The following is a 24,422-nucleotide window of genomic DNA, read 5'->3' as shown; positions in this document are numbered from 1 at the left end:
TCACCGCTTTCGAAAGTCGAGGGAGGGAACGTGTTCGATCCAGGACCACGGTCCCACCACCGAGCACCGTAGAGCAGCCACGCGCGCCGAGCGCGCGAGACGGTCGGTGAGGTTGCTCTCACCGTCCGTCGAAAACCAGGCGTACGCGCCGTGGAAGACGTCGCCCGCACCGAGCGTATCGACGGCGGTGACGGCCGGGACGTCGACCGCCCCTGATTCCGTTCCCACCCGCCACCGGATGGGGTCGCCGCCGTGAGTGGTGACGACCGTCGGGACGCCGTCGTCGATCAGCGACGACGCGGTCGTTTCGGCGTCGTCCGAACCGGGGGTACGAAAGTCGGCCGAGCACACCATGTCCGACGCCCACGGGACGAGATCGGCCATGACCGGCTTCCACCGGCCGGCGTCGACGACGACCCTTCTGCCCGTCCGCGACGCCGACTCGGCTGCGGCACGAGCGAGGCGGGGGTGATGGCCGTCGACGAGGACGACGTCGGCACCGCCGAGGACGTCGTCGAGATCGGGCGGTGGCGTGGCCTCGGACGCCACCGCGTCGAGCGAGACGACGGATCGATCGCCCGTCGTCTCCACCACCGACACCGCCGAGACGGGCACGGGTCGCACCGTGCCCGCCGCGGCGTCGTGCACCTCCACACCGTGGCGCGCCAGGTCGGCCCGCACCAGGTCGGCGACCGGCTCGTCACCGAGCGCCGTGACGAGAACGGCCTGTCCGCCCAACGCGGCGAACGTGACCGCCGCGTTGGCGGCCGGTCCACCGGCCGCGACGAACTGCGCGCTCGACGTGATCTTCTGGTTCACCGCGGGCGGAGCCGCGATGCGGTGGATCACGTCGAGCGTCGCGAGTCCGACGAAGACGCCGCGGGGAGGTGTCACTACAGACCAGCGCGTTCCGAGTCGGTGGGTTCGGTGGCGCCGGTCATGAGCGCCACCACCTCGGACATGCTGCGCTGCTTCGGATCCACCACACCGGCGCGCTTGCCGAGGCGGTGGATGTGGATGCGATCGGCCACCTCGAACACGTGCGGCATGTCGTGGCTGATGAGCACCACGGGGATGCCGCGATCACGGATCGACCGGATCAGGTCGATGACCATCCCCGACTCCCGCACACCGAGGGCCGCCGTCGGCTCGTCCATGATGATGACGCCGCGACCGAACGCCGCCGCACGCGCCACCGCCACACCCTGACGCTGGCCACCCGAGAGGGTCTCCACCGCTTGGTTCACCGACTTGATGCCGATCTTCAGATCGGCGAGGTGCTGCGACGCCTCCTGCCGCATCCGCGGCATGTCGAGACGACGGAACACACTGCCCATCGCACCCTTTCGCTTGATCTCGCGTCCGAGGTACAGGTTGGACGCGATGTCGAGCGCCGGGATGACGGCGAGGTCCTGGTACACGGTTTCGATACCGGCGGCCCGCGCGTCACGAGTGTTCTTGAAGGACTGCACCGTCCCGTTCATGAGGATCTCGCCCGAGTCCGGGATCACCGCACCCGCGAGAGCCTTGATGAGACTGGACTTTCCGGCGCCGTTGTCGCCGATGACGGCCAGGACCTCGCCGGCACGGAGCTCGAAGTCCGCACCGTTGATGGCCGTGACGTTGCCGTACCGCTTGACCAGTCCGCGCGCTTCGAGCACGGGGACGCCCGTGGCTGCACTCCCGGACGTACCGCCGGGATTCTCCACCGTCGTCACTGAGACCTCCTGCGGGCGAACTGATCCACGGCCACCGCAACGATGACGAGGATGCCGGTGGCGATGTTCTGGTAGAGGCTGTCGACGCCGGCCTGGGTGAGACCGTTGCGCAGCACGCCGACGATCAGGGTGCCGACCAGCGTGCCGATGACGCCGCCGCGACCACCGAAGAGGCTGGTCCCACCGATGACCACCGCGGTGATCGTCTCGAGGTTGGCGTTCTGGTACGCGTTCGGATCGGCATTCGGGATGCGGCCCAACGCGGCCCACGCGGCGATGGCCGCGATGACCCCGGTGACGATGTAGACGGAGAACAGCACGCGCCCCGACTTGATACCGGAGAGGTTGGACGCCTGCGGATTACCGCCCACCGCGTAGATGTGCTTGCCCCACGACGTCTGGGACAGCGCGTACCACATCACCAGGTAGACCAGCAGCATCGCGACCACGCCGTACGTCGTCGAGAAGGAGCCGATCTTGAACGAGGTGCCGAGGAACGTCAGCGGGCCCTGCTCCACCCGGTAGGTCTCCGACCCCGCGAGCAGGCGGGTCGCCGCCTGGATCGCGGTGAAGGTGCCGAGGGTGACGATGAACGGGGGTAGCCGGAGCACCGTCACCAGACCGCCGTTGATCGCCCCGAACGCGAGGCACACCAGCAGGGTCGACCCGAGCGCGACCATCGGGCCGTTGGCGCCCGCGGTCTGCGCCATCACGATGGTGCCGAACACGGCGACCGCACCGATGGAGAGGTCGATGCCGGACGTCAGGATGATGAGAGTCTGTCCGACAGCGAGGATTCCGACGACGACCGACTGCTGCAGGATCAGCGAGACGTTCTGCGGGTTGAGGAACGAGTCCGAGATCGCGCTGAACACGATGACGGCGAGAACCAGGGCCACCATAGGGCCGAGGAGCGGTTCACGGAGAATGTTGCCCACCGTGAACCGGCTCGACACCGGGGGCTTCTCCGTCGCCGGGGCGGCGGCGGTGTTGCTGCTGGTCATGGGACGACTCAGCCCCAGCAGTTCTCGGCGCCCCAGGTGGTGTCCTGGGACTCGAGGCCGGCGACGGGCTTGTCGGTGATGAGGACCGAGCCGGTGTCGTTGAAACCGCTGGGCTTGGTGCCGTCCTGCGCGAACTTCACGACGGCCTGCACGCCCTGCTCGGCCATCTTGGCCGGGAACTGCATGACGGTGGCGCCGATCTTGCCGGCCTTGACGTCGGCGACGCCGGTGCAGCTGCCGTCGATGGAGCCGATGGTGACCTGGTCGGCCTTACCGGCGGCCTGAATGGCCTGGTAGGCACCGGCCGCGGCGGGCTCGTTGATCGTGTAGAGCGCGTTGGTCTGCGGTGCGCGCTGAATGAGGTTCTCCATGGCGGTCTGCGCCTTGGTCTGATCGCCGTTGGTGTTCTCCTGGCCGACGATCTGCGGCGCACCCTCGGCGAGGCCCATGCCCTCGAGGAAGCCCTCGTGGCGGAAGGAGTCCACGGTGCCGCCGGCGGTGCCGTCGAGCATGACCAGCTGCGGAGCGGTGCTGCCCAGGGCCGCCTTGACCCACTGACCCTGGCTGACGCCGGCCGCGCGGTTGTCGGTGGCGAACGTGGCGTCGACCGCGTCCTCGGGGTCGGTCGCGGTGTCGAGCGCGATGACGACGACACCGGCATCGCGGGCGTTCTGGATGGCGTCGAGCACGCCGGTGGACGAGTTCGGCGTGATGAGAATGCCCTTCACACCCTGGCCGACCATGTTCTCGATCGCGGAAACCTGGCCCTCGTTGTCGCCGTCGAACGCGCCGGCGAGGGCGATGAGCTCGGCGCCGTCCTTCTCGGCCTGCGCCTGGGCGGCCTCGCGCAGCTTTACGAAGTACGGGTTGGAATCGGTTTTGGTGATCAGACCGACCTTGACGCTGTCCGAGTCGGAGCTGCTGCAGGCCGTGAGGCCGAGCGCCAACGAACCGGCCATGAGAACCGCGCCGACGGTGAGCGTGGTCCTGCTGCGAGTTTCGAACATGTGGACTCCCTTGTCCGACGGGCGCGACGCCGACCGCATCGCGTGACCGGGGGAGCGTAAGACGGGCGCAAGCGTTTGCGTAAGCGTTTGCGTGGAGATGTCCGATTCGAGTTTCCGTGGGCGTGGCGGCCTGGTTGCACACAGGACACGTCGATGGGTGGGTTCCCGGCGGTTCGGGCGAGTTGTGTGCGGTGAGGCATGGGGGTTCGCGCCGGCATCGCCCCGATCCGGTGCAGCAGGCGGTGCTGTACGCCGTCTACTGCACCGGCTTCACCGGCCGCTCACTCGACGCCAGTTCCGTCAGACGCTCCTCGCCCAGCGGGGTGAGGTCCGCGCGCATGACCTCGGTGGTCATGAGGTGCTCCCAGCTCGGCGCGGACGCGTATCCGTGTTTACCGTTGTGGCCGTATCGGATCCGCTCCATGGCCACACTCGGGGGCACGTCCCACACCTCGCGCCCCACGTCGTTCCACGCCAGCTGACCCAGGGTGATGAGTCCCCTCCGGAGCAGGGTCTCGATCACACGGGCGGTGTCCTCCGGGGACACCGGCTCGGGGGTCAGGGACGAGACGATGGTGTGAAATCCCCAGAAGGGCATCCAGTCGTCCTCCATGTCGGCGAGCAGCTCGGTCTCGAGTTCCACGTTCATCGTGCGGTCGCCACTCGGATCATACGGCCGCCGTCACCGGGCGCGATGTCGATGACGGGCCCGCCGCGCTTGCTGGCGGTCCGAAGCTGGATGGTGGTGCCGTCGGGAAGCACGTTCCGCTCCTGGATGTGCGGCTCCACGTACTCGCTGCGATCGCTGGTCGTGCCGTCGGACATCGGCGTTTCCTCCTCGTGCGGTGGTGCGGTTGCTCGGGGATTGGACGCGGGCGCGGGTCGGATCGGTTCCACGACTCCACGGGGTGGTGCTGCGTGGCTGCACACAAGACGACGGAACGGCCGGGATCCCGTCGATCCGGACGAGTTGTGTGCGGTGAGTCATGGAGGTGAGCCACCGCGCTGCCCCGCCCGACTCAGGACTCCGGGGGACGATGCTGCGGGGCTGCACACAGGACACGTCGATGGGTGGGTTCCCGGCGATTCGGGCGAGTTGTGTGCGGTGAGGCATGGGGCGGGGTACCGGTGCCCGGCGGTAGCCGTCCCCCTCGCGGGGTACACCGAGTGATGAGCGAGGAAGCGCGCCGCAACGACGGCGACAACGACGGACCCGTCGAGGAAGAATTGGAGTCGAGCTTCGACGCCGTCGTGACCGAGGGGGCAGAGCGCCTGCACCGGACCGTGCGGGCGGTGATCGTGACCGGCCTGTTCGGTGGACTCGAAGTGGCCCTGGGCGTGATGGCCTATGTCGCTGTCCTGGACGAGACGGGGAGTCACCTGCTCGCCGGACTGGCGTTCGGCATCGGACTCGTCGCGATCTACCTCGCGCACAGCGAGCTGTTCACCGAGGACTTCCTCATGCCGGTCGCCGCGGTGGTCTCCCGCGACGGCACGCCCGCCCAACTTGCCAAGCTGTGGATCGGCACACTGCTGGCCAACCTGGTCGGCGGGTGGGGCGTGATGTGGCTTGTGGCGCAAGCATTTCCGCAGTGGCGCGCCGTGCTGTCCGAGTCGGCGCACCACTTCGTCGACGCGCCGCTCAACACGCAGTCGATCTGTCTGGCGATCCTCGGCGGCAGCACCATGACGCTGCTGACCAGGATGCAACAGGGAACGTCGTCGGACGTCGCCCGCATCATCGCGGCCATGGCTGCGGGATTCCTGCTCGCCGGGCTGCAGCTGTTCCACTCGATCCTGGACTCGCTGCTGATCTTCGGCGCCATCCATGCCGGTGCGGAGGTCGACTACGTGCAGTGGATCGAGTGGTTCGGGTACACGGTCGGCTTCAACATCGTCGGTGGCGTGATGCTGGTGACGGTCCTTCGCCTCGTGCGCACGAAGGAACTGGTGAAGGAGGAGCGGCACTCGTGAGCCGAGCTGCGCTCGTCGTGCGCCTTTTGCACATCCCTGGATGTGCAAAAGGCGCACGGCGCGAGAGCGATCAAGCCACGGGCACTCGCACGTCCGGCGCCCCGAGCCGCGCGGCGTCCGCGGTCTCGTCGTCCGGCTGCATCTGCGATTCCCGTTCCGCGGCAACGCGCTTGCGGTAGTGCTCGATCTCGTCGGCCACGTGCTGCTCGTCCCAGCCGAGGATGGGGGCGACCAGCGCGGCGACCTCGGAGGCCGCGGCCTCACCGCGGTCGTCGAGCTCGATGGACACGCGAATACGACGGGTGAGGATGTCGTCGAGATGCTGCGCGCCCTCGTGGCTGGCGGCGTAGACCGCCTCGGCCTTGAGGTACGCCGGCGCCGTCTCCAGGGGCTGCCCGAGCTCGGGCCGCTCGTCGATCAACGCGAGCACCTCGTGGACCAGGGATCCGTAGCGCCCGAGCAGGTGCTCCATCCGCCCCACCCGCATCCCGGCGCGCTGCGCAGCGAGCTCGCGGGAGTTCCACAGGCCGTAGTACCCCTCCGCGCCGAGCAGCGGGATCTTCTCGGTGACGCACTCGGGAACCCGGCGCTCGAGACCGTGCACCGCGGAATCCACGGCGTCCTTGGCCATCACGCGGTAGGTGGTGTACTTGCCGCCCGCGATGACCGTGAGGCCGCGGACCGGGCTGGACACCGCGTGCTCGCGCGAGAGGGTGCTGGTGGAATCCGACTCGCCGTAGAGCAACGGGCGCAGTCCGGCGTAGACGCCGACGACGTCCTCGTGGTCCAGCGGATCCTGCAGGAGCCGGTTGACCTCGGTGAGGATGTAGTCGATGTCGCTCTTGCTCGCCGCGGGATGCGCGAGATCGAGCTTCCAGTCGGTGTCGGTGGTGCCGATGATCCAGTGGCTCCCCCACGGAATCACGAACAGCAGCGACTTCGACGTCCGGGTGATGATGCCCGCCGCCGCGTTGATCCGGTTGCGCGGCACGACCAGGTGGACACCCTTGGAGGCGCGCACCTGGAATTGCCCACGGCCACCGAGCATCTCCTGGATCTCGTCGGTCCAGACGCCGGCCGCGTTGATGACATGCTTGGCCGCGATCTCGAACGACTCCCCCGTCTCGAGGTCCGTCGCGACGACGCCGATCACCCGGTCACCGTCGCGCAGGAATCCGGTGACGCGAGTGCTGTTGACGCACAACGCCCCGTACGCCGCGGCGGTCCGCGCGATCATCATGGTGTGCCGGGCGTCGTCGACCTGGCCCTCGTAGAACTTGATGGCGCCGCGAAGCGCGGAGCGCTTGCCGGAGGGGAAGGCCTCGAGCGTCTTCTTCTTGCCCAGATGGCGATGGTGCGACGGCACGCCGCGACCGGCGCCCATGACGTCGTACACCCCGATGCCGAGCCCCGCGTACGGCCGGTCGATCACCTTGAGCAGCGGGTAGAGGAACGGGACCGGGCGCGCGAGGTGCGGGCACAGGTCGTTGAGAACGAGGGACCGCTCCTTGAGGGCCTCGAACACCAACGAGAAGTTGAACTGCTCGAGGTAGCGCAGGCCGCCGTGGAAGAGCTTGGACGATCGGCTCGACGTGCCCGCGGCGTAGTCCCGCGCCTCGACGAGACCGACCTTCAGGCCGCGGGTGACGGCGTCGAGCGCCGCCCCGGTACCGACGACACCGCCGCCGATGACCAGGACGTCCATCTCTTCGGAGGCGAGGCGGCGCAACGCCTCACGACGCGCGTCGGGACTCAGTGCTGTGCTGGTGGTTGTCATTCGTCATCGACCCAATCGAGTGTTCTCGTCACGGCTTTCTTCCACCCGGCGAAGAGCTTCTCTCGCTCCGCGTCGTCCATGGACGGTGTCCATGTCTTGTCCTCGGCCCAGTTCTCGCGGATCTCGTCCTCGCTCGCCCAGAAGTCCACGGCGAGTCCGGCGGCGTAGGCGGCGCCCAGTGCGGTGGTCTCGGCGACCACGGGCCGCACCACGTCGACACCCAGAATGTCCGACTGGAACTGCATCAGAAGCTCGTTCACCACCATACCGCCGTCGACCTTGAGCACTTCGAGGTCGACGCCGGAGTCGGCGTTCATGGCCTCGATGACCTCGCGCGACTGATACGCAGTGGCTTCCAACACAGCTCGCGCCAGATGGCCCTTGTTGACGAACCGCGTCAGACCGACGATGGCGCCGCGCGCGTCGGACCGCCAGTGCGGCGCGAAGAGACCGGAGAACGCGGGCACGAAGTAGGCGCCGCCGTTGTCGTCGACCGACTTCGCGTCGTTCTCGATGTCGGCGGCGGTGGCGATCATGCCGAGGTTGTCGCGCAACCACTGCACCAGCGAACCGGTGACCGCGATCGATCCTTCGAGCGCGTAGACCGTGGGCTGGTCGCCGATCTTGTAGCAGACGGTGGTGAGCAGACCGTTCTTGCTCATCACCTTGTCGGTGCCGGTGTTCAGCAGCACGAAATTGCCTGTGCCGTAGGTGTTCTTGGCCTCACCGGGCGACAGGCACGCCTGCCCGAAGGTGGCGGCCTGCTGATCGCCGAGGATGCCGGCGATGGGTACGCCGCGCAGGGAACCGCGCTCGCGCACCTTGCCGTACACCTCGGAGGAGCTCTTGATCTCGGGCAGCATCGACATGGGGATACCCATGTCGGCGCAGATTCCCTCGTCCCAGGTGAGGGAATCGAGATCCATGAGCAGCGTGCGCGAGGCGTTGGTGGGATCGGTGTAGTGCAGGCCGCCGTCGGTGCCGCCCGTCATGTTCCACAGCACCCAGGTGTCCATGGTGCCGAAGCAGAGGTCGCCCGCCTCGGCACGCTCGCGCACACCCTCGACGTTCTCGAGGATCCACATGACCTTGGGCCCCGAGAAGTAGGTGGCCAGGGGCAGGCCGGTGGTGGCGGTGTACTTGGTGGCGTCGCCGCCGCCGAGCTTGGTGACGATGCGGTCGGTGCGCGTGTCCTGCCAGACGATGGCGTTGTACACGGGCTCGCCGGTCTTTCGGTCCCACACGAGCGCGGTCTCGCGCTGGTTGGTGATGCCCACGGACACGATGTCCGACGGCGTCAGGTCGGCCTTCGCGAGCGCGCCGGCGGTGACGGTGCGGACGTTCTCCCAGATCTCGACGGCGTCGTGCTCCACCCATCCGGCCTGCGGGAAGATCTGCCGGTGTTCCTTCTGGTCGACGGACACGACGGTGCCCGCGTGGTCGAAGATCATGCACCGGGTCGACGTGGTGCCCTGGTCGATCGCGGCGACGTAGCGCTGCTCGGTCATCGGTTCTCCATCTCGGCAGGGGTGGCGGGGTGAACGGTGGTCATGCGGTCTTGTCGCTCTCGGGGAGACGTCCGGGCTCGAGGGCCCCCTCGTCGTCGGCGGGCGGGAGGTGCTTGCCGACCAGACGGTCGTAGAGGAACACCCCGATGGGACCGCCGATCAGCGGTCCCACGATGGGGACCCAGAAGTAGAGGCTGCCGTACTGATCGCGCCATGCCCCACCGTATCCCGTGATGTACGACGCGAGGCGGGGTCCGAGATCGCGGGCCGGGTTGATCGCGTAGCCGGCGTTGGTGCCCCACGCGAAACCGATGGCGACGACGATCAGGCCGATCACGAACGGCGCGATGTTGGCCATCGGTGGGCTGTTGCGCTTGTCGGTGACGGCGACGATGAGGAACAACAGGATCGCGGTGCCGATGATCTGGTCGATCAGTGCGGACTGCAGGCTCACCGGCAGGGTGCCGTTGCCGGGCAGGGTCGAGAAGATGGTCTGCGTCGCCGTCGTGTGCTCGGGGTCGATCGCGGTGATCATGTCGTTGTAGTTCCAGCGCACGATCAGCGCTGCGACGAAGGCGCCGAGCATCTGCGCGGCGACGTACGGTCCGACCTTCGCCCACGAGAAGTCGCGGAACAGGGCGAACGACACCGTCACCGCGGGGTTGAGGTGCGCGCCCGTCGCGCGACCGGCGACGTAGACGCCGAACATGACGCCGAGACCCCAGGCCCACGCGATCGAGTCGTGGTCGCCGAGGCTGCCCTCCTCACCGCCCGAGACCACCTGAGCGACGACGCCCGCGCCGAACAGGATGAGAATCATCGTTCCGGCGAACTCGGCCGCCATCTCCGCGCCCAGGCCCCACTTGGCCCGCTTTTCCGTCATCGTCGTCCTCCACATTTGTGATGCGCGCCATAAAAACGCTCGGTGCCGTCAGACTAGGTCCAGATGCACGTCTACACACAACCTCTGCACATATGTGCAAAACGGACTAGCCTGGGCGCTCGTGGCCTCCGATTCCGCGCTGTCCCCGGCGACCGATCCGCGCGCATCCGACGCCGTCCGCGCCGCCCGGCTCTACTACTTCCAAGACCTGACGATGGCCGCGATCGGCCGTGAACTGGGCGTTTCCCGGTCGACGGTCTCGCGCCTCATCACCTTCGCGCGCGACTCCGGCCTGGTGGAGATCAAGATCAGCACGGCCCTCGGCCAGGGGCCGAGTCTCGAGCGTGCCTTCGCCGACCGGTACGGGGTGCGGGCCCACGTGGTCCCGGTGCCGGAAGCGGTGAGCGACGTCGACCGACTCGATCGCGTCGCGATGTTCGCCGGCCGCCTGCTCACCACCTTCGTCACCTCGGACATGGTGGTCGGCATCGCGTGGGGCACGACGGTCAGCGCCGTGAGCCGGCACGTCGCCCCGAAACGCACGCACAATACGCACGTGGTCCAGCTGAACGGCGCGGCGAACACCCGCACCACCGGCGTCTCCTACGCGACGGACATCGTCCGCACCATCGGGGACGCGTACGGCGCTGTGGCACAGGGGTTTCCGGTACCCGCACTGTTCGACTATCCCGAGACGCGGCGGCTGCTGTGGCGGGAGCGATCGATTCGCCGCGTCCTGGATCTGCGGGACCGGATGGACCTGGCGCTGTTCGGTATCGGCGTGCACGGAGGTGCAGTGCCGAGCCACGTCTACAGCGCCGGGTACCTCGAGAAGTCGGACCTGGCCGAACTGGACCGGGACGGCGTGGTGGGCGACATCGCCACCGTGTTCTTCCGGTCGGACGGAAGCTACGACCGCATCGCGCTCAACGACCGGGCGAGCGGGCCGACGCTGGACGCCCTGAAGAGCGTGCCGCGGCGCCTGTGCGTCGTGGCCGGCGAGGACAAACTCCGCGCCCTGCACGCCGCCCTCACCGGCGGGCTGATCACCGACCTCGTGATCGACGACCTCAGCGCCGCAACCCTTCTCGCACGTTCGACATGACTCGATCAGCCCCGGTCAGGACTTCTTCTTCGTCCCCGGCAGGAATCCCGCCGCGATGACGGCCTTGACGTAGGGGCGGGCCGACGTCAGCAAGTCCTCGGCGTCCGGGACGTCGCGCCAGATCGACGCGGCCAGGCGATCGGTGCGCTCCTCGATGCGGCGATCCAGCTCGACTCCGTTGTCGGACAACGCCTCCGCATCGGGCTGCAGAAGCCCGCGGGTGCGCAGTCGGTCGATCGCCGCGCCCCACTGTTCGTCGGACCACCCGCGCGTGATCTGCGTGATGCGGCGCCCGAGCGTCCGACGCCCCGCCGGTTCGGGGTGCTGCGCCTCGTGGAACACCACGGCCTCCGTGGGGTCCAATTCCGCGTCGACCAGCGCGGCCAGATGGCCGTCGCCACGCCATTCCCGCAGGACCGCGATGGCGTGCCACAGCGCGAGGTGCGGGGCATCCGGATGACTCGCGGCGTGCCAGGCAGCGGAGAGTGGCCGGCCCGCGAAGTCCGCTCGGTCACCGATCTCGTGGAGTCGTCGGGCCAGCTCGGCGAGATGCGAATCCCCGGCCCGCTCCCCCAACGCGTCCGCCAGCACGGTGTCCAACGCGGCCCAGCGGCGATCCGACACTCGCTCCAGCCCGGCCTCGACCGCCGCCGGCCATGCCGTCGCGACCAGCGCGGGCGAGAAGTTGTAGAACGTCGACGACACCACGGCCGGCGCGCACGGTCCCAGCGGAGCACCGCGCGCACCCACGTAGAACGCGTGCCCGTCGAGCCCAGTGTCGGAGTACGCGTTCGGCAGATCCGGATTGAAGTACGCCGCCACGTGATACGGCTCGAGCGTCGAGTAGGCCAGGCGGGCGAGGGCGGACGTCATGGGTCCGACGGTAGCGGTCACGGCGTGACGACGTCTCGACGATCGAGAACACGGACAGCCACGGCCACGACGGCGGCGCCCAGCACCACCGTCGCCGCGAGCACCCCGACGACAGAGCCGGCGGTGAGCGCGCCGGAATCGCCGAACGCACCCGAGGCGAGCTGGCTGGCCCGCGTGACCAGCGCGTAGGGCAGGACGGCGATGGCCGCGTGCACCTTCGCCGTCAACAACACCACGGCTACTCCCGCGCCGACCAGCGCGACCCCGATGGGCGCCGCGAACGAGCGCATGACCATCGACAGCAGGGACTGCAGCGCGGCCAGGGGAATCACCGCCACGGCCGTCACCGCGGCCACCGCGAGGTACCGCGGAGGGAGGGTGCCGTCCAGACCGAAGAACGCCGTACCGAGCACCCACACGGCGACGAGTTGTACGGCCGGCATGGCGATTCCGAGTCCGGCGACCACGACCGTCTTGGCCACCACGATGCGCGCCGAAGACACCGGTCCGGACATCAACGCGGTCCAGTTGCCGCCACGATGCTCCGGCCGCCAGACGAGCGACGCCATGACGGCGACACCGAGGGACAGCGGGAACAGACCGAAGAACACGGTGGTACGCAGCCACAGCGTGTCCCATCCCTCGGCCAGTCCGGTGCCGGATGCTGCAGTATTGATCACCCCCAGTGCCGACACGACGAGGGGAAGGACCACCACGACGGCCCACACCCGAGAACGCTTCAGCTTGAGCACTTCTGCGGACACCATGTCGCTCAACCCTCCTGTCGATCGAATCGCCGGGTCGCGACGACGATGCCGGCGGTGGCCAGTGACGCCAGTGCAACGACGCTGACGTAGGACGGCTGCAGGGTCACCACCGACTCGCCTGCGTAATCGGCGGCGGCGATCAGCGACCAGTAGCCCCAGGGCGTGAGATGTGCCGCCCAGGAGGGAAGCGCGGATGCCGCGATCGCGACCACCGTGCCGACGATGCCCACTCCCAGCGGGATCAGCTGATTGTCGACGCGGGCCGAGATCAGCACCTGCACGGCCAGGACCACCAGCGAGACCGCGATCGCGGCCACGGTGTAGCCGAGCCAGAGGGACACCGGGACGGGGCCCGTCGCCCCCACGACTCGGGTCAGGACCGCCACGAGGACGGACGCCCCGCCGGTGCCGACGGCGACCGCCGCAGCGAGCACCCCCAGCTTGGCTCGGCAGAGCCGGCCCGGTGCGACTCCCGTGGTGCGGTTCAGCAGCCACCCTCCACCCTGGTGCTCGATGTCGACGGCACGGCTGGCGAGGATCGCCAGAACCACCGGTGACGCGACGGGAACGGCGAGCGACAATCCCGCCAACGGCAGGGCGGCCGTGAGGCCGCCGTCGGTGGACGCTCCCGCGAGCGTGCCGACGAGGGTGAGCCCCACGATGCCGACGGCGAGCAGGGCGGTCACGAGTCCGAGCCGGAGATGACGGCACTTCGCGATCTCGTTGCGCAACAACGTCGCACGGCCCGGTGAGAGGCGTACGGAAGGCATCGCGCGGGTCACGGTCGACCTCCGCTCGTGAGGGACATGAACACGTCCTCGAGGGACTGCTCGTCGCGCCGGACGCCGACCACGCCGGCACCGGCGCCGGCGAGGTCTTCCACCACCCGCGCCGTCGTGCGATCGTCGATCCCCGACAGCCGCACGGTGTGGCCGTCCAGGCGAGCCGAGAGGTCGCTCCGCAGAACGGGTTCGACCCGCGACGGGTCCAACGTGTCGATCAGGACGTCGGGGCTTGCGGAGCGGGTGAGGTCCGCGCGTGAGCCCTGGAAGATCATCCGACCACCGTTGAGGATCCCGAGCACGTCGGCGATCCTGTCGATCTCGCCCAGCAAATGACTCGAGACCATCACGGTCACGCCGGTCGACGCCAGGTGTCGGAGCAGTCCGCGGATCTCCTCGATCCCGGCGGGGTCGAGACCGTTGGTGGGCTCGTCGAGGACGAGCAGTCGGGGGTCGCGGGCCAGCGCCATGGCGATGCCGAGACGCTGCTTCATCCCCAGGGAGTAGTGCCGCACCGTCTTGTCCATCTGGTCCTGCAGGCGCACGGTGCGCACGGCGCGCTCGACCTGATCGTTCCGCAGACCCAGACTGCGCTGCACGATCCGAAGGTTCTCCGCCCCCGTGAGATGGCCGTAACCGGGCGGCGCCTCGATCAGTGACCCCACGCCGGCGAGCAGGTCGCGACGGGTTTCCCGCGTCATCGGGCGCCCGAACAGCTCGATGCGACCGCTGGTCGGGGCGATCAGGGACAGCAGCATCTTCATGGTCGTCGACTTGCCCGACCCGTTGGGCCCGAGGAAGCCGTAGACGCAGCCCTCGGGAATCCGCAGGTGCAGGTCGTCGACCACGGTCGTGGAGCCGTACCGTTTGCCGAGTGCTTGTGTGCTGACGATGTCCATGCCGCCACTCTGCTCGGAAGCGGCGCCGAGATCGTCGGCCCGAGGACGGAACTTCGGGGGTATACCTGAGGAGGAGGCAGGGCGTCAGGACCGGTCCATCAGACCGTTCTCGTACGCCACGATGACCGCCTGCGTGCGGTCCCGGAGGCCGAGTTTCGCCAGGATGCGGCCGACGTGCGCCTTGACCGTCACCTCCGAAACACCCAGGGCCGTGGCGATCTCCGCGTTGGACAAGCCCGACGCGATCGCCCGCAACACCTCGAGTTCGCGGGGCGTCAGGTCGGCCGGATTCCCGGTGGTCACGAGCGAGGGGACGCCCCGGGTGAAGTGGTCCACCAACCGCCGAGTCGTCGACGGAGCGACCACCGCGTCACCGTCCCGCACGTGTCCCAGGGCGGCCACCAACTCGTCGACCGGGCCGTCCTTGAGGAGGAAGCCGCTGGCTCCGCTCCGCAAGGCGTCGAACGCGTACTCGTCGAGGTCGAAAGTGGTCAGGATCAACACCTTCGGTGCGCCCGGTTGCCGACACAGTTCACGGGTGGCCGCCACCCCGTCCATCACCGGCATCCGCACGTCCATCACCACGACGTCGGGACTCGTCTCCCGCACCACGTCGAGGGCCGCGCGCCCGTCCGCGGCCTCGCCGACCACCTCGACGCCGCGGGCCTCGAGCACCATGCGCAGGCCCGTGCGCACCAGGTCCTGATCGTCGACCAGCACCACCCGAATGCTCATGCGGGCGCCGGGATCCACGCGTGGACGACGAATCCGTGGTCGGCCGGTTCGGCGGTCAGACTGCCGCCCACCGCCTCGACGCGCTCACGCATTCCGATCACCCCCAGTCCGCCGGTGGCGCTGTCACCGCCCCGCCCGTCGTCGGTCACGGACACGGCGACTCCGTCGTCGGTCCACCGCATGCACACCTCGACCGTCTCGACGGGCCCGGCGTGCTTCCGGACGTTGGTCAGTGCTTCCTGGACCACACGGTAGATCACGAGTTCCGTTCCGGCCGTGAGGGTGCGAGGTGCCCCCTCGACGCGCAGCGTGACGGGAACCCCGACCGTTCGCGACAGTTCCAGCAGATTCTCGAGGCCGGCGAGGGTCGGCTGCGGATCCGTCGCGTCGTCCTCCGACCGGAGAACCGACAGCATCGACCGCATCTCCGTCATCGCGTGGCGGCCGGTGTCGCGCACCGACAGCATCGCGTTGCGAGCGCGGTCCGGGTCGGTCTCGGCCATCGACGCCGCCCCCTCGGACAACAGAACGATGGCGCTCAGACCGTGGGAGACGACGTCGTGCAGCTCGCGGGCGATCCGCGCCCGCTCGTCCAGAACGGCGATGCGCGTGCCCGTGTCGCGCTCACGCTCGGCCTGCAGCGCGCGCTCCTCCAGGCTCTCGACGTACAGCCGCCGGGTCCGGGTCAGGGTGCCGACCAGCCACGCGACCAGCACGATGGCCACGAACAGTCCGATGTCCCCCGGAGTCAGACCATCCGTGTGACGCGTGGAGACCGTGATCGCCAGAGTCCATGCTGCAGCCACCGTCGCCGTGGGGATCGAGACGGTCCACGGACGCACGGCCGCCACCCGGACGAGCGTGAGAATCACCATCACGTCGGCCACGAGCAGGCCGAGCCCGACGAGGGGCTGCACGAATGCCACCACCATGACGAGGACGAAGGCGAGAACCGGCCGGTGGCGACTCAGCAGGTACGCCAGACACAACCCGACCGGAACGAGCAGGGCCGCAAGGGAAGCCGTGCCCTGGATCGGCAGGTTGTAGGCGAAAACGATCAGCGAGACGGCGACGTCGAGTGCGCGCGCTCGAGCGGAGCCTGCGGAGCGAGCGACAGGATGCACTGCCGGGGACATCCGGGAGGAGGTCGGGGAGGCCATCGCGGTCACCGTAGCTCAGGTCGAGGGCCGCGGCGTCTCGTCACCACGGACCGCATGGGGCAGGTCCACCCGTCGCGGACCGTCGACCCCGTCGACCAGGATCGACGCCGCGGAATCGCGGTCGGGCGGCAGGAGCCGGACGGTCACCGCCTCCACCGCCGGGTTCTCGAGGGCGGCGACCACCGCGTCGACGATCGCGTCGTCGACCGTCTCGGTGTCCTGCTGACCACGATCGTCGAGCAGCAGGACGTCCACTCCGCGGCTGCGTGCGGCGCGCACAGCGCTGCTGACGTCGGACAGTCCCCGAGCCCGGAACGAATCGCGTAGTTGACTTTCCAGCAGTCGGCAGGCGAGTCGCTCGTCGTCGGCCAGCGGCTCCCCCGAGGCGATACGGGTGAGCAGCGGACGCGCGAGCTCGTCGAGACGGGTGAGCTGGACGTCCCGCTCGTGCAGCGATGCCGCCGCGGCCGCTTCCTCGGCGGCACGCAGGGTGGTCTCGGCCCGGAGCCGGAAGATGTCGGCGACCGGTTTCCGGATGGCCAGCGCGAAGAACGAGCCCATGAGAATCAAGGCGACGGCGGGCGTGACGAGCGGAACGGCGGTGGCCAACCCCTGGCCGGTCTGCCACACCCACACCACCGTGACGCCGACGACTGCGGCGTACTCCGCCCATCCCCACCACGCGCGACCACGCACACACAGGAACGTGACCACGCCGGCACAGACTCCGATGGGCCAGGTCTGCAGCGGATTGTCTCTCGGCACCGGGAGGGACCACAGCACCAGAGCACACAGCAACGGTCCCGTCAGCACTATCGCCACGGTCCAGCGCAGCGGCATCGGGTCGCCGTGCACGCGCACGAGCGCCACCACACACGCGGAGTGCGCGATCAGGGCGAGCACGGGTGCTATCGGCGGATCGATACCGGGCAACGCGCCCAGTGCGGCCGCCGCGACGCCGATCAGGTGGACCGCCACCACGACCGTCGCGGCTCGCGTGCGCATCCCGAGCAGCGTGGTCACGTCGGCGTCCCGGCCGTCGACCTCCCCCGGCCCCCGCACGGACGTCACCGCCGCCAGCCGAGCGTCACCTGCGTGCCGCGACCCTGCGCCGACCGCACCTCGACCGACCCGCCGGGCAGTCGTGACATGCGGTCGACGATGCTCACCCGAACTCCGAGTCGATGAGCCGGGACCGCGTCCGGGTCGAACCCCGGCCCGTCGTCCCGCACGACGACGGTCAGACCGTCGTCCGCCAGAGCGACCTCCACCGATCTGTCGGCGGATCCGGCGTGGCGGACGCTGTTGCGCAGCGCTTCGGCGAGCGCCGCGCCGACCGTGCGGACCGTCTCGGCGGGGAACGAACCCGTCGTGGTCCCGTCGCCGCGCACGATCACGGGGGTGGAACCGTCCACCCCACCGGCCGCGAGGCGCAGATGAGCCAGGACGTCGTCGGGCGTGAAGTCCTCCCCCGACCTCTCGTCGTCACGCAACGTGTCCAGTTCGGCGAGTGTCGATCTCGCCTGGCGGACGACGGCCTCTCCGGCGCCGGGCCGGGACGCGGCGAGGAGGGTCGACATCACGCCGTCGTGAATCAGTCCGTCGAATCGACGCCGCTCGACGGTGCGGGCGTCGAGGGCCGCCGACCGCGCCGCCTGGGCGTACGACGACGCTCGGGTGCGATCCAGTAGTCGGCCCGTCCGCGCCGCCATGACGGCGGCGCCGACGAAGATGATGCCGAAACCGTAGCCGTACACCAGATCCGGTAGCAGCGGACTCCGGTCGGCGGGTTCTCGGACGAGATAGTTGATCGACTGCGCACCCACGATCACCACTGCGAGGTAGAGGAACACCCGCACCGGCGTCGTCGTCATCGCCGCTCCGAGCGCCGCGAGGGCGGGAAAGAACGAGAACCACATCGGCTCCGCATTCAGGAACGACTCACCCGTCCAGCCCAGCGGCCACGTCGCCAACCCGACGAGGTACCCCACCACGGACGCGCGGGCCAGCGCGGTGATCGACCGCGGCGAGCCGACCAACGCGGCGACGAGCAAGACGAGACCCGGTCCGAAGAACAAGACCACCGCGACGGGCGTCCACCAGGGCCGGGTGATGGACGTCGTCTGCACGATCAACGGCATCGACACCAGGAGGTAGAAGACGTAGCCCGCGCCGATGAAGCGACCGAATATGCGCAGGATGCGATCGGCCGCACGAGAATCCGCGCCCGCAGTCACTTCTTGCGTCGACGTGGGAAGGGCAGCCACCCGTCCTCCAGCGCGCGCTTGTACAGCTCGGACTTGGTGGGGGCCGGACGGCCGGCGTCGGCGTACTTGGTGCGAATGCGCCGGAGGTAGTCGTTGACGGTCTCGCGCGAGATCTTCAGGTCCGACGCGACGCGCGTGGCGGTCTCTCCCGCGGCGTAGAGCTCCAGCACCTTGCGGTGTTGCGGGCTCAGGTCGACCAGATCGATTTCCGGATCACCGTCGATGGCCGCCGCCCAGTCCGTCGTCGGCACGACCTCACCGCGCACCGCCGCCCGAATCGCGTCGACGATCTCCTCCGGACTGCGCGACTTGCGGATCACACCGAGCACGCCCGCCCGCGCTGCCTCCCGAACGAGATACGGATCCTCGCCGGAAGTGAGCACGAGGACCGGCACGCCGTGCTGCCGAATGGCCTCGACGTTCCCCGTGGGCGACGAGCCGTCGCGCAGACGCAAATCGAGAACCACCAGGTCCAGCGCCGCGGGTTCGGCGAACAGGTCCGCGACGGTGGACGCGTGCGCCACCAACTCGATGTCGGTGCAGTCCGCCAGACGAACCTGCAGGCCGTCGATGGTGAACTGATGGTCGTCCACCATGCCGATACGTGCTGCCACCCCACCCCCCGGTCACTCGGAGCGTCAGACTAACCCGACAGCGTCCATTTCGGAGTGGTCGGTTCAGTTTTCTTCCGCGCGCCGAGGACGGCGCACCTCGTCCCGTATCGCATCCATTCCCGTCACCAATTCGCGAAACGACGTACTGAGCGGGCTCGGTCCGAGTCGGAGGCCGTGCGGTGCCCGGAAGTCGGGCACCACACCGCGGGACCACAGTCGCGGCGTGAGGCCGCGGAAGCCGGGGTGATCGAGGGTGACGTGGCCTCCGCGTCGGGCCGGGTCCTCCGGTGAGGCGATCTCGACGCCGAGCGGTGTCAACTCGGTGTGGGCGTGATCGAGCGCCAGGGTCGTGAGGGCCACGGACTTGTCGCGGACTGCGTCCATGCCCACCTCGTCGATCATCTGCAGCGTGTCCTGCATCGCGATCATGGCCGTGATCGGCGGCGTACCGCTGAGCAGCCGGCGAATCCCGTCCGCGGGGACCCAGCCCTGCTCCATGGCGAACGAATCCGCGCGGCCGGCCCACCCGTGGATCGGGTGGTCGAGCCCGTCGAGGTGCTCACGGCGCACGTAGGCGAAGGCCGGGGAGCCGGGCCCGCCGTTCAGGTACTTGTAGGTGCAGCCGGTGGCGAGGTCGACGGCCCAGTCGTCGAGGTGGAGCGGCACCGATCCCACCGAATGCGAGAGGTCGAGCAACAGGAGCGCACCCTTCTCGTGGGCCGTCCGGGCCGCTGCGGCGGCGTCGAGCAGGAAGCCCGAGCGGTAGGCGACATGGCTGAGGACCACCACGGCCGTCCGGTCGGTCACGACGGCGGCGAGCTGGTCGGTGTCGACGCCCCCGCGGGGGTCGGAGTCGATCCACCGCACGGCGAGACCGCGATCCTGCGCGATGGACTCGACGACGTACCGGTCCGTCGGGAAGTTGTCGCGGTCGACGACGATCTCGGTGCGCCCCGGGCGGAGGGACAGGGCGCCTCGGATCAGCTTGTACAGCAGGACCGTGGTGGAATCCGCGACCACGGTCTGCCCCGCGGCCGCGCCGAGCACGACCCGACCGATGGTGTCGCCCTGCGTGATCGGCAGGTCCCACCACTGCTCGTCCCACCCGCGGATCAGCCGCCCACCCCACGCGTCGGTCATGAAGCGGGTGACGTTCGCGATGCTCGCGGTGGTGGGTCGGCCCAGCGAGTTCCCGTCGAGATAGGAGACGACGGCGTCCGGCGAGTCGGTGTGGAAGCGGTCGCGGTAGTGGCGCAGCGGGTCGGTCGCGTCGAGCTCGGCCGCTCGGGTCAGGTGGTCCACGCGGGCTCCCTCGATGCTGTGGTGGTGGGTTCCGGTGATGTCGCCGGGTCGATGCGAGCGTAGGACGTAGCGTGAGGTCCATGACCGAGACCCGGATCGACGTCCTCCTGCACCCCGACTCCGTCCTCGACGTGCGCACGGCGACGGACCTGGCGCGGCGCGCACTCGACGCACGCGGGGTTGCCGGGGACGTCGCGGTGACCGACGACGTCTCGACGGCGACCGGTGACGCGGTGGTGGTCCCGGCACCGGGCGGTGCGGTCGACCTCGGAGGCGACGACCGGTGCGTCGTGCGGGTGGACTTCGGACTCGCCGAACCCGACCGAGCGCCGAACCTGTTCGCCCACATCCGCGGTCGCGGACTCGACGGGCTGCGGTACGCCGTCGACCGGGTGTTCCATCACCGACTCCACCCGGCCGAGGTGGTGCGCTACGGCGAGCACTGGGAGCAGCGGGTGGAGCTGCGCCGGTGCGGCCGTGCGGGAGCCCCCGCCGCGGCGCTGGTCCACGGCGGGTACTGGCGAGAAGCGTTCGAACTGGACTCGCTCGACGCGATCGCGATCGACCTGCCGGCGCACGGCTTCGACACCTGGAACATCGAGTACCGCCGCCCCGCCGCGCACGGGTGGTCCACGACGACCGCCGACGTCGAGGCGGCGATGGGCGTGGTCGACGCCGACACGGTGGTGGCCCTGGGTCATTCGGCCGGCGGTCAGCTGGCCCTGCGGTGGGCCGCCGACCATCGTCCCGCCGCGGTGGTGAGTCTGGCCGGTGTCCTCGATCTCGCGGTCGCCCGCACCCGATTGCTCGGGAACAGCGCAGCCGAGGTGATCGACGAAGCCGACGGTGCGGCGTCACCACGGGCGCGTCTGCCGCTCGGCGTACCCACCGTCGTCGCGTGCGCGACGGAGGACGATCCGAACCTGAACGACATCGGCCGGGAGTACGTCGAGGCCGCTCGAAGGGCCGGGGACGAGGTCGACCACGTCGAGGGGCCCGGTGGGCACTTCGCGGTGGTCGACCCCGGCTCCGAGGTGTGGGCGGACGTCGTCCGATCGGTGCAGGATCGGCTGCGGTAGAACTACTTCCGACTCGGCGGCTGCAGGAGCTTCATGGCGCCGCGCAGCACGGGCTCGGGAACCTTGTCCTTCGCTTCCATCGCCTTGTTCATCATCTTGGTTCGCGTCTCGGTGCCGCGGCCGAAGGCCTTGTTCAGCGGACCGCCGTCGGGATCCATCTCCGCGTGCAGCGGGACGTCGCCGTCCTTCTGCGCGATGGCGTTGCTGATGACGACGCGCTGAATCTCGCTGGTGCCCTCGAAGATGGTGTACAGCTTGGCGTCTCGGTACCACTTCTCCACGGGATGGTCGGTGATGTAGCCCCATCCGCCCATCGTCTGGATCGCGCGTTCGGTGGCCGCCACGGCGACCTCCGTCGCGGCCAACTTGGACATCGAGCCTTCGCCGCGTTCGAAGTGAATCTTGTTGGCGGCCATCCAGCTTGCTCGCCAGGTCAGGAGGCGGGCGGCGTCGATACGCATCGCCAGATCGGCGAGCGGGAACGCGATGCCCTGGTTGTCGATGATGGGTGAGCCGAACGCCTCACGCTCGTTGGCGTACTGCGTGGCGTATTCGAGCGATGCGCGCGCGATACCCAGGGCCTGCGCCGCAACCATCGGCCGGGTCTGTTCCAGGGCGCCCAGCGTGGCCGACCGGCCGCGGATGCCCGTCTTCTCCGCTTCCCGCGCCTTGGCCAGCTTGTGCTCGAGCTTGTCCCAGCCGCCCAACAGGTTGGCCTTGGGAACCCGGACGCCGTCGAACTTCAGCTCCGCGGTGTGCGACGCCCGGCATCCGAGCTTGTCCAGCTTCCGGACGAGTTCGAGCCCCTTGGTGCCACCGGGGACGATGAACAGCGCCTGACCCTTGTGGCCGAGCTCGGGGTCGACGTTGGCGTTGACGACGTGCACGTCGGCGATGCCGCCGTTGCCGATCCACATCTTGTGGCCGTCGATGACCCAGTCGTCGCCGTCCTGGCGGGCCGTCGTGCGCAGGTTCCGCACGTCGCTGCCGCCCTCCGGTTCGGAGATGGCAAGGGCGGCCAACTTGATGTCGTCGGGCGTGCCGAAACATTGCGGCGCCCACTCGAGCATCTGTTCCGGGGTGGCCGCCTGGCCGATGGCCGACAGAGCGAGGGCCGGCATGACCACCGCGAGGCCGATGCCGGCGCAACCCCAGAAGAGTTCCTCCATGAACACCGGCAGCGACAGCCCCGTCGGATCACCGATCAGGTCGCGGTAGAACAGCGGCGAATAAAACCCGGCCCGTGCCGCCTCTTGCAGGACCGGCCACGGAAACTCCTGCTGCTGGTCGTAGTGCTGCGCGACCGGGCGGACCACGTTCTCCGCGAAGTCGTGCGTCCGCGCCACCAGATCGTGCTGGGCCTGCGTGAGCGTCAGATCGAAAGCCATGGTGTCCCCCCATGAGACGTCGGTTTGCTCGGGTGGTACCCCCTGCGACCGTCTGTTACACACATCACATGGGGTGTGGGGGGAACCGCCCGGGGGTCGGGGGCGTCCAAAGGGTCGTGAGGACCGTCGGGGTGGGGTTGGCGTGCGCGCTCGTCGCGGGGTGCGGTGGGGGTGTCGTGGGGACGCCCGTCGCTGAGTTGTGGGATCCGTGCAGCATCTCGACCGAGGCGTTGGTCGACGCCGGTATCGATCCGGCGCCTCTTGGTTCCGAAACAAACCCCGCTGATGGGGTTGCCGACGCGTCCTTCTGCTCTTACGCAACTGACAGCTTCGAATTGACCGTGTATAGCTTTCGTTCACCGCTGGAATCGCGATCGTCCCCCGCGGAAGTACGCGACGAGATTGGCGTCGGTGACCGCAGGGCGATCCGGTTCACCAGGTCCATCACGCCGACGTGGGTGTCGTGCATTATCGGCTTCGACGCCCGTAGCTCGTCGGTCGAACTAGAAGCCCGACCCGACGTCATTGCACCGTCGGGCGAGAACTCCTGTTCGGTCGCCACGGAGCTCGCAAAATCGCTACTTCCCCAACTGCCGCGTTAGGTGCGCATGACAAACCATGTGAAAGTGTCGCGTGAGGACGCCCTGCAATGCGCTATGGCGTGCGAGCGTCTTGGCGCAGAGATAAAAGGACTTCTCAATGACGTTGCTGCACAGGGGCGAATTTCCGGTTTCGGCACTCTTCCCTCCGGCATCGCATTGAACGAGAAGTACACGGAGCTGACGTCGGGAGGGGCCGGGTCACTCACCTCGACGCTGCAGGGCCACATCGATGTCGTCACAAAACTTGCCGACACCTTCCGCCGCATGGGTGAGCACTACGTCGCGACGGACGACGCCGTGGCCGCGTCGCTGCGGCCGTCGGACACGGTCGGTTGATAGTGCCAGACATGCGGTCACGAATGGTCGGAGTTGCCGGCGTCGCCGCGGTCCTCATTGGCGGATGCGGCGGAAGCGTCGCGGGGACACCGGTCGCGGAGCTATGGGATCCGTGCAGCATTCCTTTTGAGGCACTCACCGAGGCCGGTCTCGACCCGAACGCAGCGATTCCCGGCGAACGGGTTGAAGGCAGCCGCCGGGTGGCCGCATTCTGTACTTACGTCCACCAGAACTTCGATTTCACGGCGTACAGCTTCGCTCAGCCCGTCGAAGCGAGGGTACCCAGTTCGAGTCTGGGCGATCGCGTGCTCGTTGTTGATCGCGCCGCGGTTCGCTACCGCGCCTCTTCGCCAGCCGGTCTGCCGACGTGCGCAATCGCGTTGGACGCCTGGGACGGCTCGGCAGAATTCGAGGTTCGCGCCGGTCCGGGGCGGGAGCCAACCGACGATATGTGCGTCTCCCTCGATCGGATCGTTCTCCTTCTCCTCCCGACTGTGCCGTTCTGAAAGAGAAGCACCTCATGAATGAAATAAGACTGTCGCCGGGAGCCGCAGAGCAATGCGCCCAGGCGTGCGCGCGATTCGCACTAGGCGTTCAACAGGCCCACGCCGAAGTCGAATCGCGAGGAGAGATTTCCGGCTT

At 68.8% G+C, this 24,422-nt stretch carries 26 protein-coding genes; 6 read left to right on the top strand and 20 right to left on the bottom strand.

Going from position 1 to position 24,422, the window contains the following annotated elements; genetic code table 11:
* The 6 genes from A3Q40_RS02965 to A3Q40_RS02940 all read right to left on the bottom strand — a co-directional run bounded on the left by A3Q40_RS02965 (position 1) and on the right by A3Q40_RS02940 (position 4,554).
* A complete protein-coding gene (locus tag A3Q40_RS02965; RefSeq protein ID WP_068099728.1) occupies positions 1 to 894 on the bottom strand; it encodes a PfkB family carbohydrate kinase in 894 nt (297 codons plus the stop codon).
* Complete coding sequence (locus A3Q40_RS02960; protein ID WP_235606407.1) at positions 894 to 1,718, bottom strand: ATP-binding cassette domain-containing protein; 825 nt, start codon at positions 1,716 to 1,718, stop codon at positions 894 to 896. The genes A3Q40_RS02965 and A3Q40_RS02960 overlap by 1 nt, the downstream gene beginning before the upstream one ends.
* Entirely contained in the window at positions 1,715 to 2,722 is a 1,008-nt protein-coding gene (locus A3Q40_RS02955; protein ID WP_068099727.1) for an ABC transporter permease, read from the bottom strand. The genes A3Q40_RS02960 and A3Q40_RS02955 overlap by 4 nt, the downstream gene beginning before the upstream one ends.
* Positions 2,723 to 2,730: 8 nt before the next feature.
* On the bottom strand, positions 2,731 to 3,729 hold the full coding sequence (locus A3Q40_RS02950) for a substrate-binding domain-containing protein (protein WP_068105021.1): 999 nt from the start codon (positions 3,727 to 3,729) through the stop codon (positions 2,731 to 2,733).
* 256 nt (positions 3,730 to 3,985) lie between these two features.
* On the bottom strand, positions 3,986 to 4,378 hold the full coding sequence (locus tag A3Q40_RS02945) for a hypothetical protein (RefSeq protein ID WP_068099726.1): 393 nt from the start codon (positions 4,376 to 4,378) through the stop codon (positions 3,986 to 3,988).
* Positions 4,375 to 4,554, bottom strand: coding sequence for a hypothetical protein (locus tag A3Q40_RS02940; RefSeq protein ID WP_068099725.1), 180 nt, complete (start codon positions 4,552 to 4,554; stop codon positions 4,375 to 4,377). Before A3Q40_RS02940 ends, A3Q40_RS02945 begins: the two co-directional genes overlap by 4 nt.
* A 345-nt stretch (positions 4,555 to 4,899) precedes the next feature.
* On the opposite strand from A3Q40_RS02940, the gene A3Q40_RS02935 reads away from it, so the two are divergent.
* Complete coding sequence (locus tag A3Q40_RS02935; protein WP_068099724.1) at positions 4,900 to 5,703, top strand: formate/nitrite transporter family protein; 804 nt, start codon at positions 4,900 to 4,902, stop codon at positions 5,701 to 5,703.
* A gap of 70 nt (positions 5,704 to 5,773) precedes the next feature.
* Here A3Q40_RS02935 and A3Q40_RS02930 read toward each other — a convergent pair whose 3' ends face one another.
* Genes A3Q40_RS02930 through A3Q40_RS02920 form a run of 3 tightly spaced genes read right to left on the bottom strand, consistent with a single transcriptional unit; the run spans position 5,774 to position 9,871 of the window.
* Entirely contained in the window at positions 5,774 to 7,480 is a 1,707-nt protein-coding gene (locus tag A3Q40_RS02930) for a glycerol-3-phosphate dehydrogenase/oxidase (protein WP_068099723.1), read from the bottom strand.
* Positions 7,477 to 8,988, bottom strand: coding sequence for a glycerol kinase GlpK (gene glpK / locus A3Q40_RS02925; RefSeq protein ID WP_068099722.1), 1,512 nt, complete (start codon positions 8,986 to 8,988; stop codon positions 7,477 to 7,479). The genes A3Q40_RS02930 and glpK overlap by 4 nt, the downstream gene beginning before the upstream one ends.
* A gap of 40 nt (positions 8,989 to 9,028) precedes the next feature.
* Complete coding sequence (locus A3Q40_RS02920; protein ID WP_068099721.1) at positions 9,029 to 9,871, bottom strand: MIP/aquaporin family protein; 843 nt, start codon at positions 9,869 to 9,871, stop codon at positions 9,029 to 9,031.
* Positions 9,872 to 9,992: 121 nt separating this feature from the next.
* On the opposite strand from A3Q40_RS02920, the gene A3Q40_RS02915 reads away from it, so the two are divergent.
* A complete protein-coding gene (locus tag A3Q40_RS02915) occupies positions 9,993 to 10,976 on the top strand; it encodes a sugar-binding transcriptional regulator (protein WP_068099720.1) in 984 nt (327 codons plus the stop codon).
* A 15-nt stretch (positions 10,977 to 10,991) separates the two neighbouring features.
* Here the strand turns inward: A3Q40_RS02915 and A3Q40_RS02910 are convergent, their stop codons facing one another.
* The 10 genes from A3Q40_RS02910 to A3Q40_RS02865 all read right to left on the bottom strand — a co-directional run bounded on the left by A3Q40_RS02910 (position 10,992) and on the right by A3Q40_RS02865 (position 20,366).
* Positions 10,992 to 11,849 (bottom strand): SCO6745 family protein, encoded by an 858-nt coding sequence (locus A3Q40_RS02910; RefSeq protein ID WP_068105018.1) that lies wholly within the window; start codon positions 11,847 to 11,849, stop codon positions 10,992 to 10,994.
* 17 nt (positions 11,850 to 11,866) lie between these two features.
* Complete coding sequence (locus tag A3Q40_RS02905) at positions 11,867 to 12,616, bottom strand: ABC transporter permease (RefSeq protein WP_068099719.1); 750 nt, start codon at positions 12,614 to 12,616, stop codon at positions 11,867 to 11,869.
* 5 nt (positions 12,617 to 12,621) lie between these two features.
* Entirely contained in the window at positions 12,622 to 13,386 is a 765-nt protein-coding gene (locus A3Q40_RS02900) for an ABC transporter permease (RefSeq protein WP_068105015.1), read from the bottom strand.
* Positions 13,387 to 13,394: 8 nt separating this feature from the next.
* Entirely contained in the window at positions 13,395 to 14,297 is a 903-nt protein-coding gene (locus tag A3Q40_RS02895) for an ABC transporter ATP-binding protein (RefSeq protein WP_068099718.1), read from the bottom strand.
* An 84-nt stretch (positions 14,298 to 14,381) separates the two neighbouring features.
* The gene (locus tag A3Q40_RS02890; RefSeq protein ID WP_068105012.1) at positions 14,382 to 15,032 is read right to left on the bottom strand and encodes a response regulator transcription factor; all 651 of its coding nucleotides are present in this window, start codon (positions 15,030 to 15,032) and stop codon (positions 14,382 to 14,384) included.
* On the bottom strand, positions 15,029 to 16,192 hold the full coding sequence (locus tag A3Q40_RS02885; protein ID WP_068099717.1) for a sensor histidine kinase: 1,164 nt from the start codon (positions 16,190 to 16,192) through the stop codon (positions 15,029 to 15,031). The genes A3Q40_RS02890 and A3Q40_RS02885 overlap by 4 nt, the downstream gene beginning before the upstream one ends.
* 15 nt (positions 16,193 to 16,207) lie before the next feature.
* The gene (locus A3Q40_RS02880; RefSeq protein ID WP_068099716.1) at positions 16,208 to 17,263 is read right to left on the bottom strand and encodes a hypothetical protein; all 1,056 of its coding nucleotides are present in this window, start codon (positions 17,261 to 17,263) and stop codon (positions 16,208 to 16,210) included.
* Entirely contained in the window at positions 17,260 to 18,459 is a 1,200-nt protein-coding gene (locus A3Q40_RS02875; RefSeq protein WP_069972892.1) for a sensor histidine kinase, read from the bottom strand. The genes A3Q40_RS02880 and A3Q40_RS02875 overlap by 4 nt, the downstream gene beginning before the upstream one ends.
* Positions 18,426 to 19,055: a response regulator transcription factor gene (locus A3Q40_RS02870; RefSeq protein WP_068099714.1), complete on the bottom strand. Its 630-nt coding sequence runs from the start codon at positions 19,053 to 19,055 to the stop codon at positions 18,426 to 18,428. The genes A3Q40_RS02875 and A3Q40_RS02870 overlap by 34 nt, the downstream gene beginning before the upstream one ends.
* Before the next feature lie 81 nt (positions 19,056 to 19,136).
* Positions 19,137 to 20,366, bottom strand: a complete 1,230-nt coding sequence (locus A3Q40_RS02865; RefSeq protein ID WP_082834057.1) for a kynureninase — start codon at positions 20,364 to 20,366, stop codon at positions 19,137 to 19,139.
* A gap of 89 nt (positions 20,367 to 20,455) precedes the next feature.
* Between A3Q40_RS02865 and A3Q40_RS02860 the strand changes: the two genes are divergently transcribed.
* Positions 20,456 to 21,454, top strand: coding sequence for an alpha/beta hydrolase (locus tag A3Q40_RS02860; protein WP_069972891.1), 999 nt, complete (start codon positions 20,456 to 20,458; stop codon positions 21,452 to 21,454).
* Positions 21,455 to 21,456: 2 nt separating this feature from the next.
* On the opposite strand, the gene A3Q40_RS02855 is transcribed toward A3Q40_RS02860, so the two are convergent.
* Positions 21,457 to 22,842: an acyl-CoA dehydrogenase family protein gene (locus tag A3Q40_RS02855; RefSeq protein WP_068099712.1), complete on the bottom strand. Its 1,386-nt coding sequence runs from the start codon at positions 22,840 to 22,842 to the stop codon at positions 21,457 to 21,459.
* A gap of 176 nt (positions 22,843 to 23,018) precedes the next feature.
* Between A3Q40_RS02855 and A3Q40_RS20715 the strand changes: the two genes are divergently transcribed.
* The 3 genes from A3Q40_RS20715 to A3Q40_RS20045 are packed head-to-tail and all read left to right on the top strand — an operon-like array spanning position 23,019 to position 24,286.
* Positions 23,019 to 23,444 carry a hypothetical protein gene (locus tag A3Q40_RS20715; RefSeq protein WP_157889478.1) on the top strand — a complete coding sequence of 142 codons (426 nt, stop codon included), beginning with the start codon at positions 23,019 to 23,021 and terminating at the stop codon, positions 23,442 to 23,444.
* 24 nt (positions 23,445 to 23,468) lie between these two features.
* Positions 23,469 to 23,780 (top strand): hypothetical protein, encoded by a 312-nt coding sequence (locus A3Q40_RS20050; protein WP_139203958.1) that lies wholly within the window; start codon positions 23,469 to 23,471, stop codon positions 23,778 to 23,780.
* A gap of 11 nt (positions 23,781 to 23,791) precedes the next feature.
* Entirely contained in the window at positions 23,792 to 24,286 is a 495-nt protein-coding gene (locus A3Q40_RS20045) for a hypothetical protein (RefSeq protein ID WP_157889477.1), read from the top strand.
* Positions 24,287 to 24,422: the final 136 nt, after the last annotated feature.

The organism is Rhodococcus sp. PBTS 1 (assembly GCF_001620025.1).
Lineage (GTDB): Bacteria > Actinomycetota > Actinomycetes > Mycobacteriales > Mycobacteriaceae > Rhodococcoides > Rhodococcoides kroppenstedtii.
This window is presented reverse-complemented; position numbering and strand designations above follow the sequence as displayed.

Excerpts from the sequence above, each read along its gene's own strand:
- A3Q40_RS02955 (WP_068099727.1), bottom strand. The coding sequence starts at position 2,722 with ATGACCAGCAGCAACACCGCCGCCGCCCCGGCGACGGAGAAGCCCCCG.
- A3Q40_RS02950 (WP_068105021.1), bottom strand. The coding sequence starts at position 3,729 with ATGTTCGAAACTCGCAGCAGGACCACGCTCACCGTCGGCGCGGTTCTC.
- A3Q40_RS02945 (WP_068099726.1), bottom strand. The coding sequence starts at position 4,378 with ATGAACGTGGAACTCGAGACCGAGCTGCTCGCCGACATGGAGGACGAC.
- A3Q40_RS02940 (WP_068099725.1), bottom strand. The coding sequence starts at position 4,554 with ATGTCCGACGGCACGACCAGCGATCGCAGCGAGTACGTGGAGCCGCAC.
- A3Q40_RS02935 (WP_068099724.1), top strand. The coding sequence starts at position 4,900 with ATGAGCGAGGAAGCGCGCCGCAACGACGGCGACAACGACGGACCCGTC.
- A3Q40_RS02930 (WP_068099723.1), bottom strand. The coding sequence starts at position 7,480 with ATGACAACCACCAGCACAGCACTGAGTCCCGACGCGCGTCGTGAGGCG.
- glpK (WP_068099722.1), bottom strand. The coding sequence starts at position 8,988 with ATGACCGAGCAGCGCTACGTCGCCGCGATCGACCAGGGCACCACGTCG.
- A3Q40_RS02920 (WP_068099721.1), bottom strand. The coding sequence starts at position 9,871 with ATGACGGAAAAGCGGGCCAAGTGGGGCCTGGGCGCGGAGATGGCGGCC.
- A3Q40_RS02910 (WP_068105018.1), bottom strand. The coding sequence starts at position 11,849 with ATGACGTCCGCCCTCGCCCGCCTGGCCTACTCGACGCTCGAGCCGTAT.
- A3Q40_RS02905 (WP_068099719.1), bottom strand. The coding sequence starts at position 12,616 with ATGGTGTCCGCAGAAGTGCTCAAGCTGAAGCGTTCTCGGGTGTGGGCC.
- A3Q40_RS02900 (WP_068105015.1), bottom strand. The coding sequence starts at position 13,386 with ATGCCTTCCGTACGCCTCTCACCGGGCCGTGCGACGTTGTTGCGCAAC.
- A3Q40_RS02895 (WP_068099718.1), bottom strand. The coding sequence starts at position 14,297 with ATGGACATCGTCAGCACACAAGCACTCGGCAAACGGTACGGCTCCACG.
- A3Q40_RS02890 (WP_068105012.1), bottom strand. The coding sequence starts at position 15,032 with ATGAGCATTCGGGTGGTGCTGGTCGACGATCAGGACCTGGTGCGCACG.
- A3Q40_RS02885 (WP_068099717.1), bottom strand. The coding sequence starts at position 16,192 with ATGGCCTCCCCGACCTCCTCCCGGATGTCCCCGGCAGTGCATCCTGTC.
- A3Q40_RS02870 (WP_068099714.1), bottom strand. The coding sequence starts at position 19,055 with ATGGTGGACGACCATCAGTTCACCATCGACGGCCTGCAGGTTCGTCTG.
- A3Q40_RS02860 (WP_069972891.1), top strand. The coding sequence starts at position 20,456 with ATGACCGAGACCCGGATCGACGTCCTCCTGCACCCCGACTCCGTCCTC.
- A3Q40_RS02855 (WP_068099712.1), bottom strand. The coding sequence starts at position 22,842 with ATGGCTTTCGATCTGACGCTCACGCAGGCCCAGCACGATCTGGTGGCG.
- A3Q40_RS20045 (WP_157889477.1), top strand. The coding sequence starts at position 23,792 with ATGCGGTCACGAATGGTCGGAGTTGCCGGCGTCGCCGCGGTCCTCATT.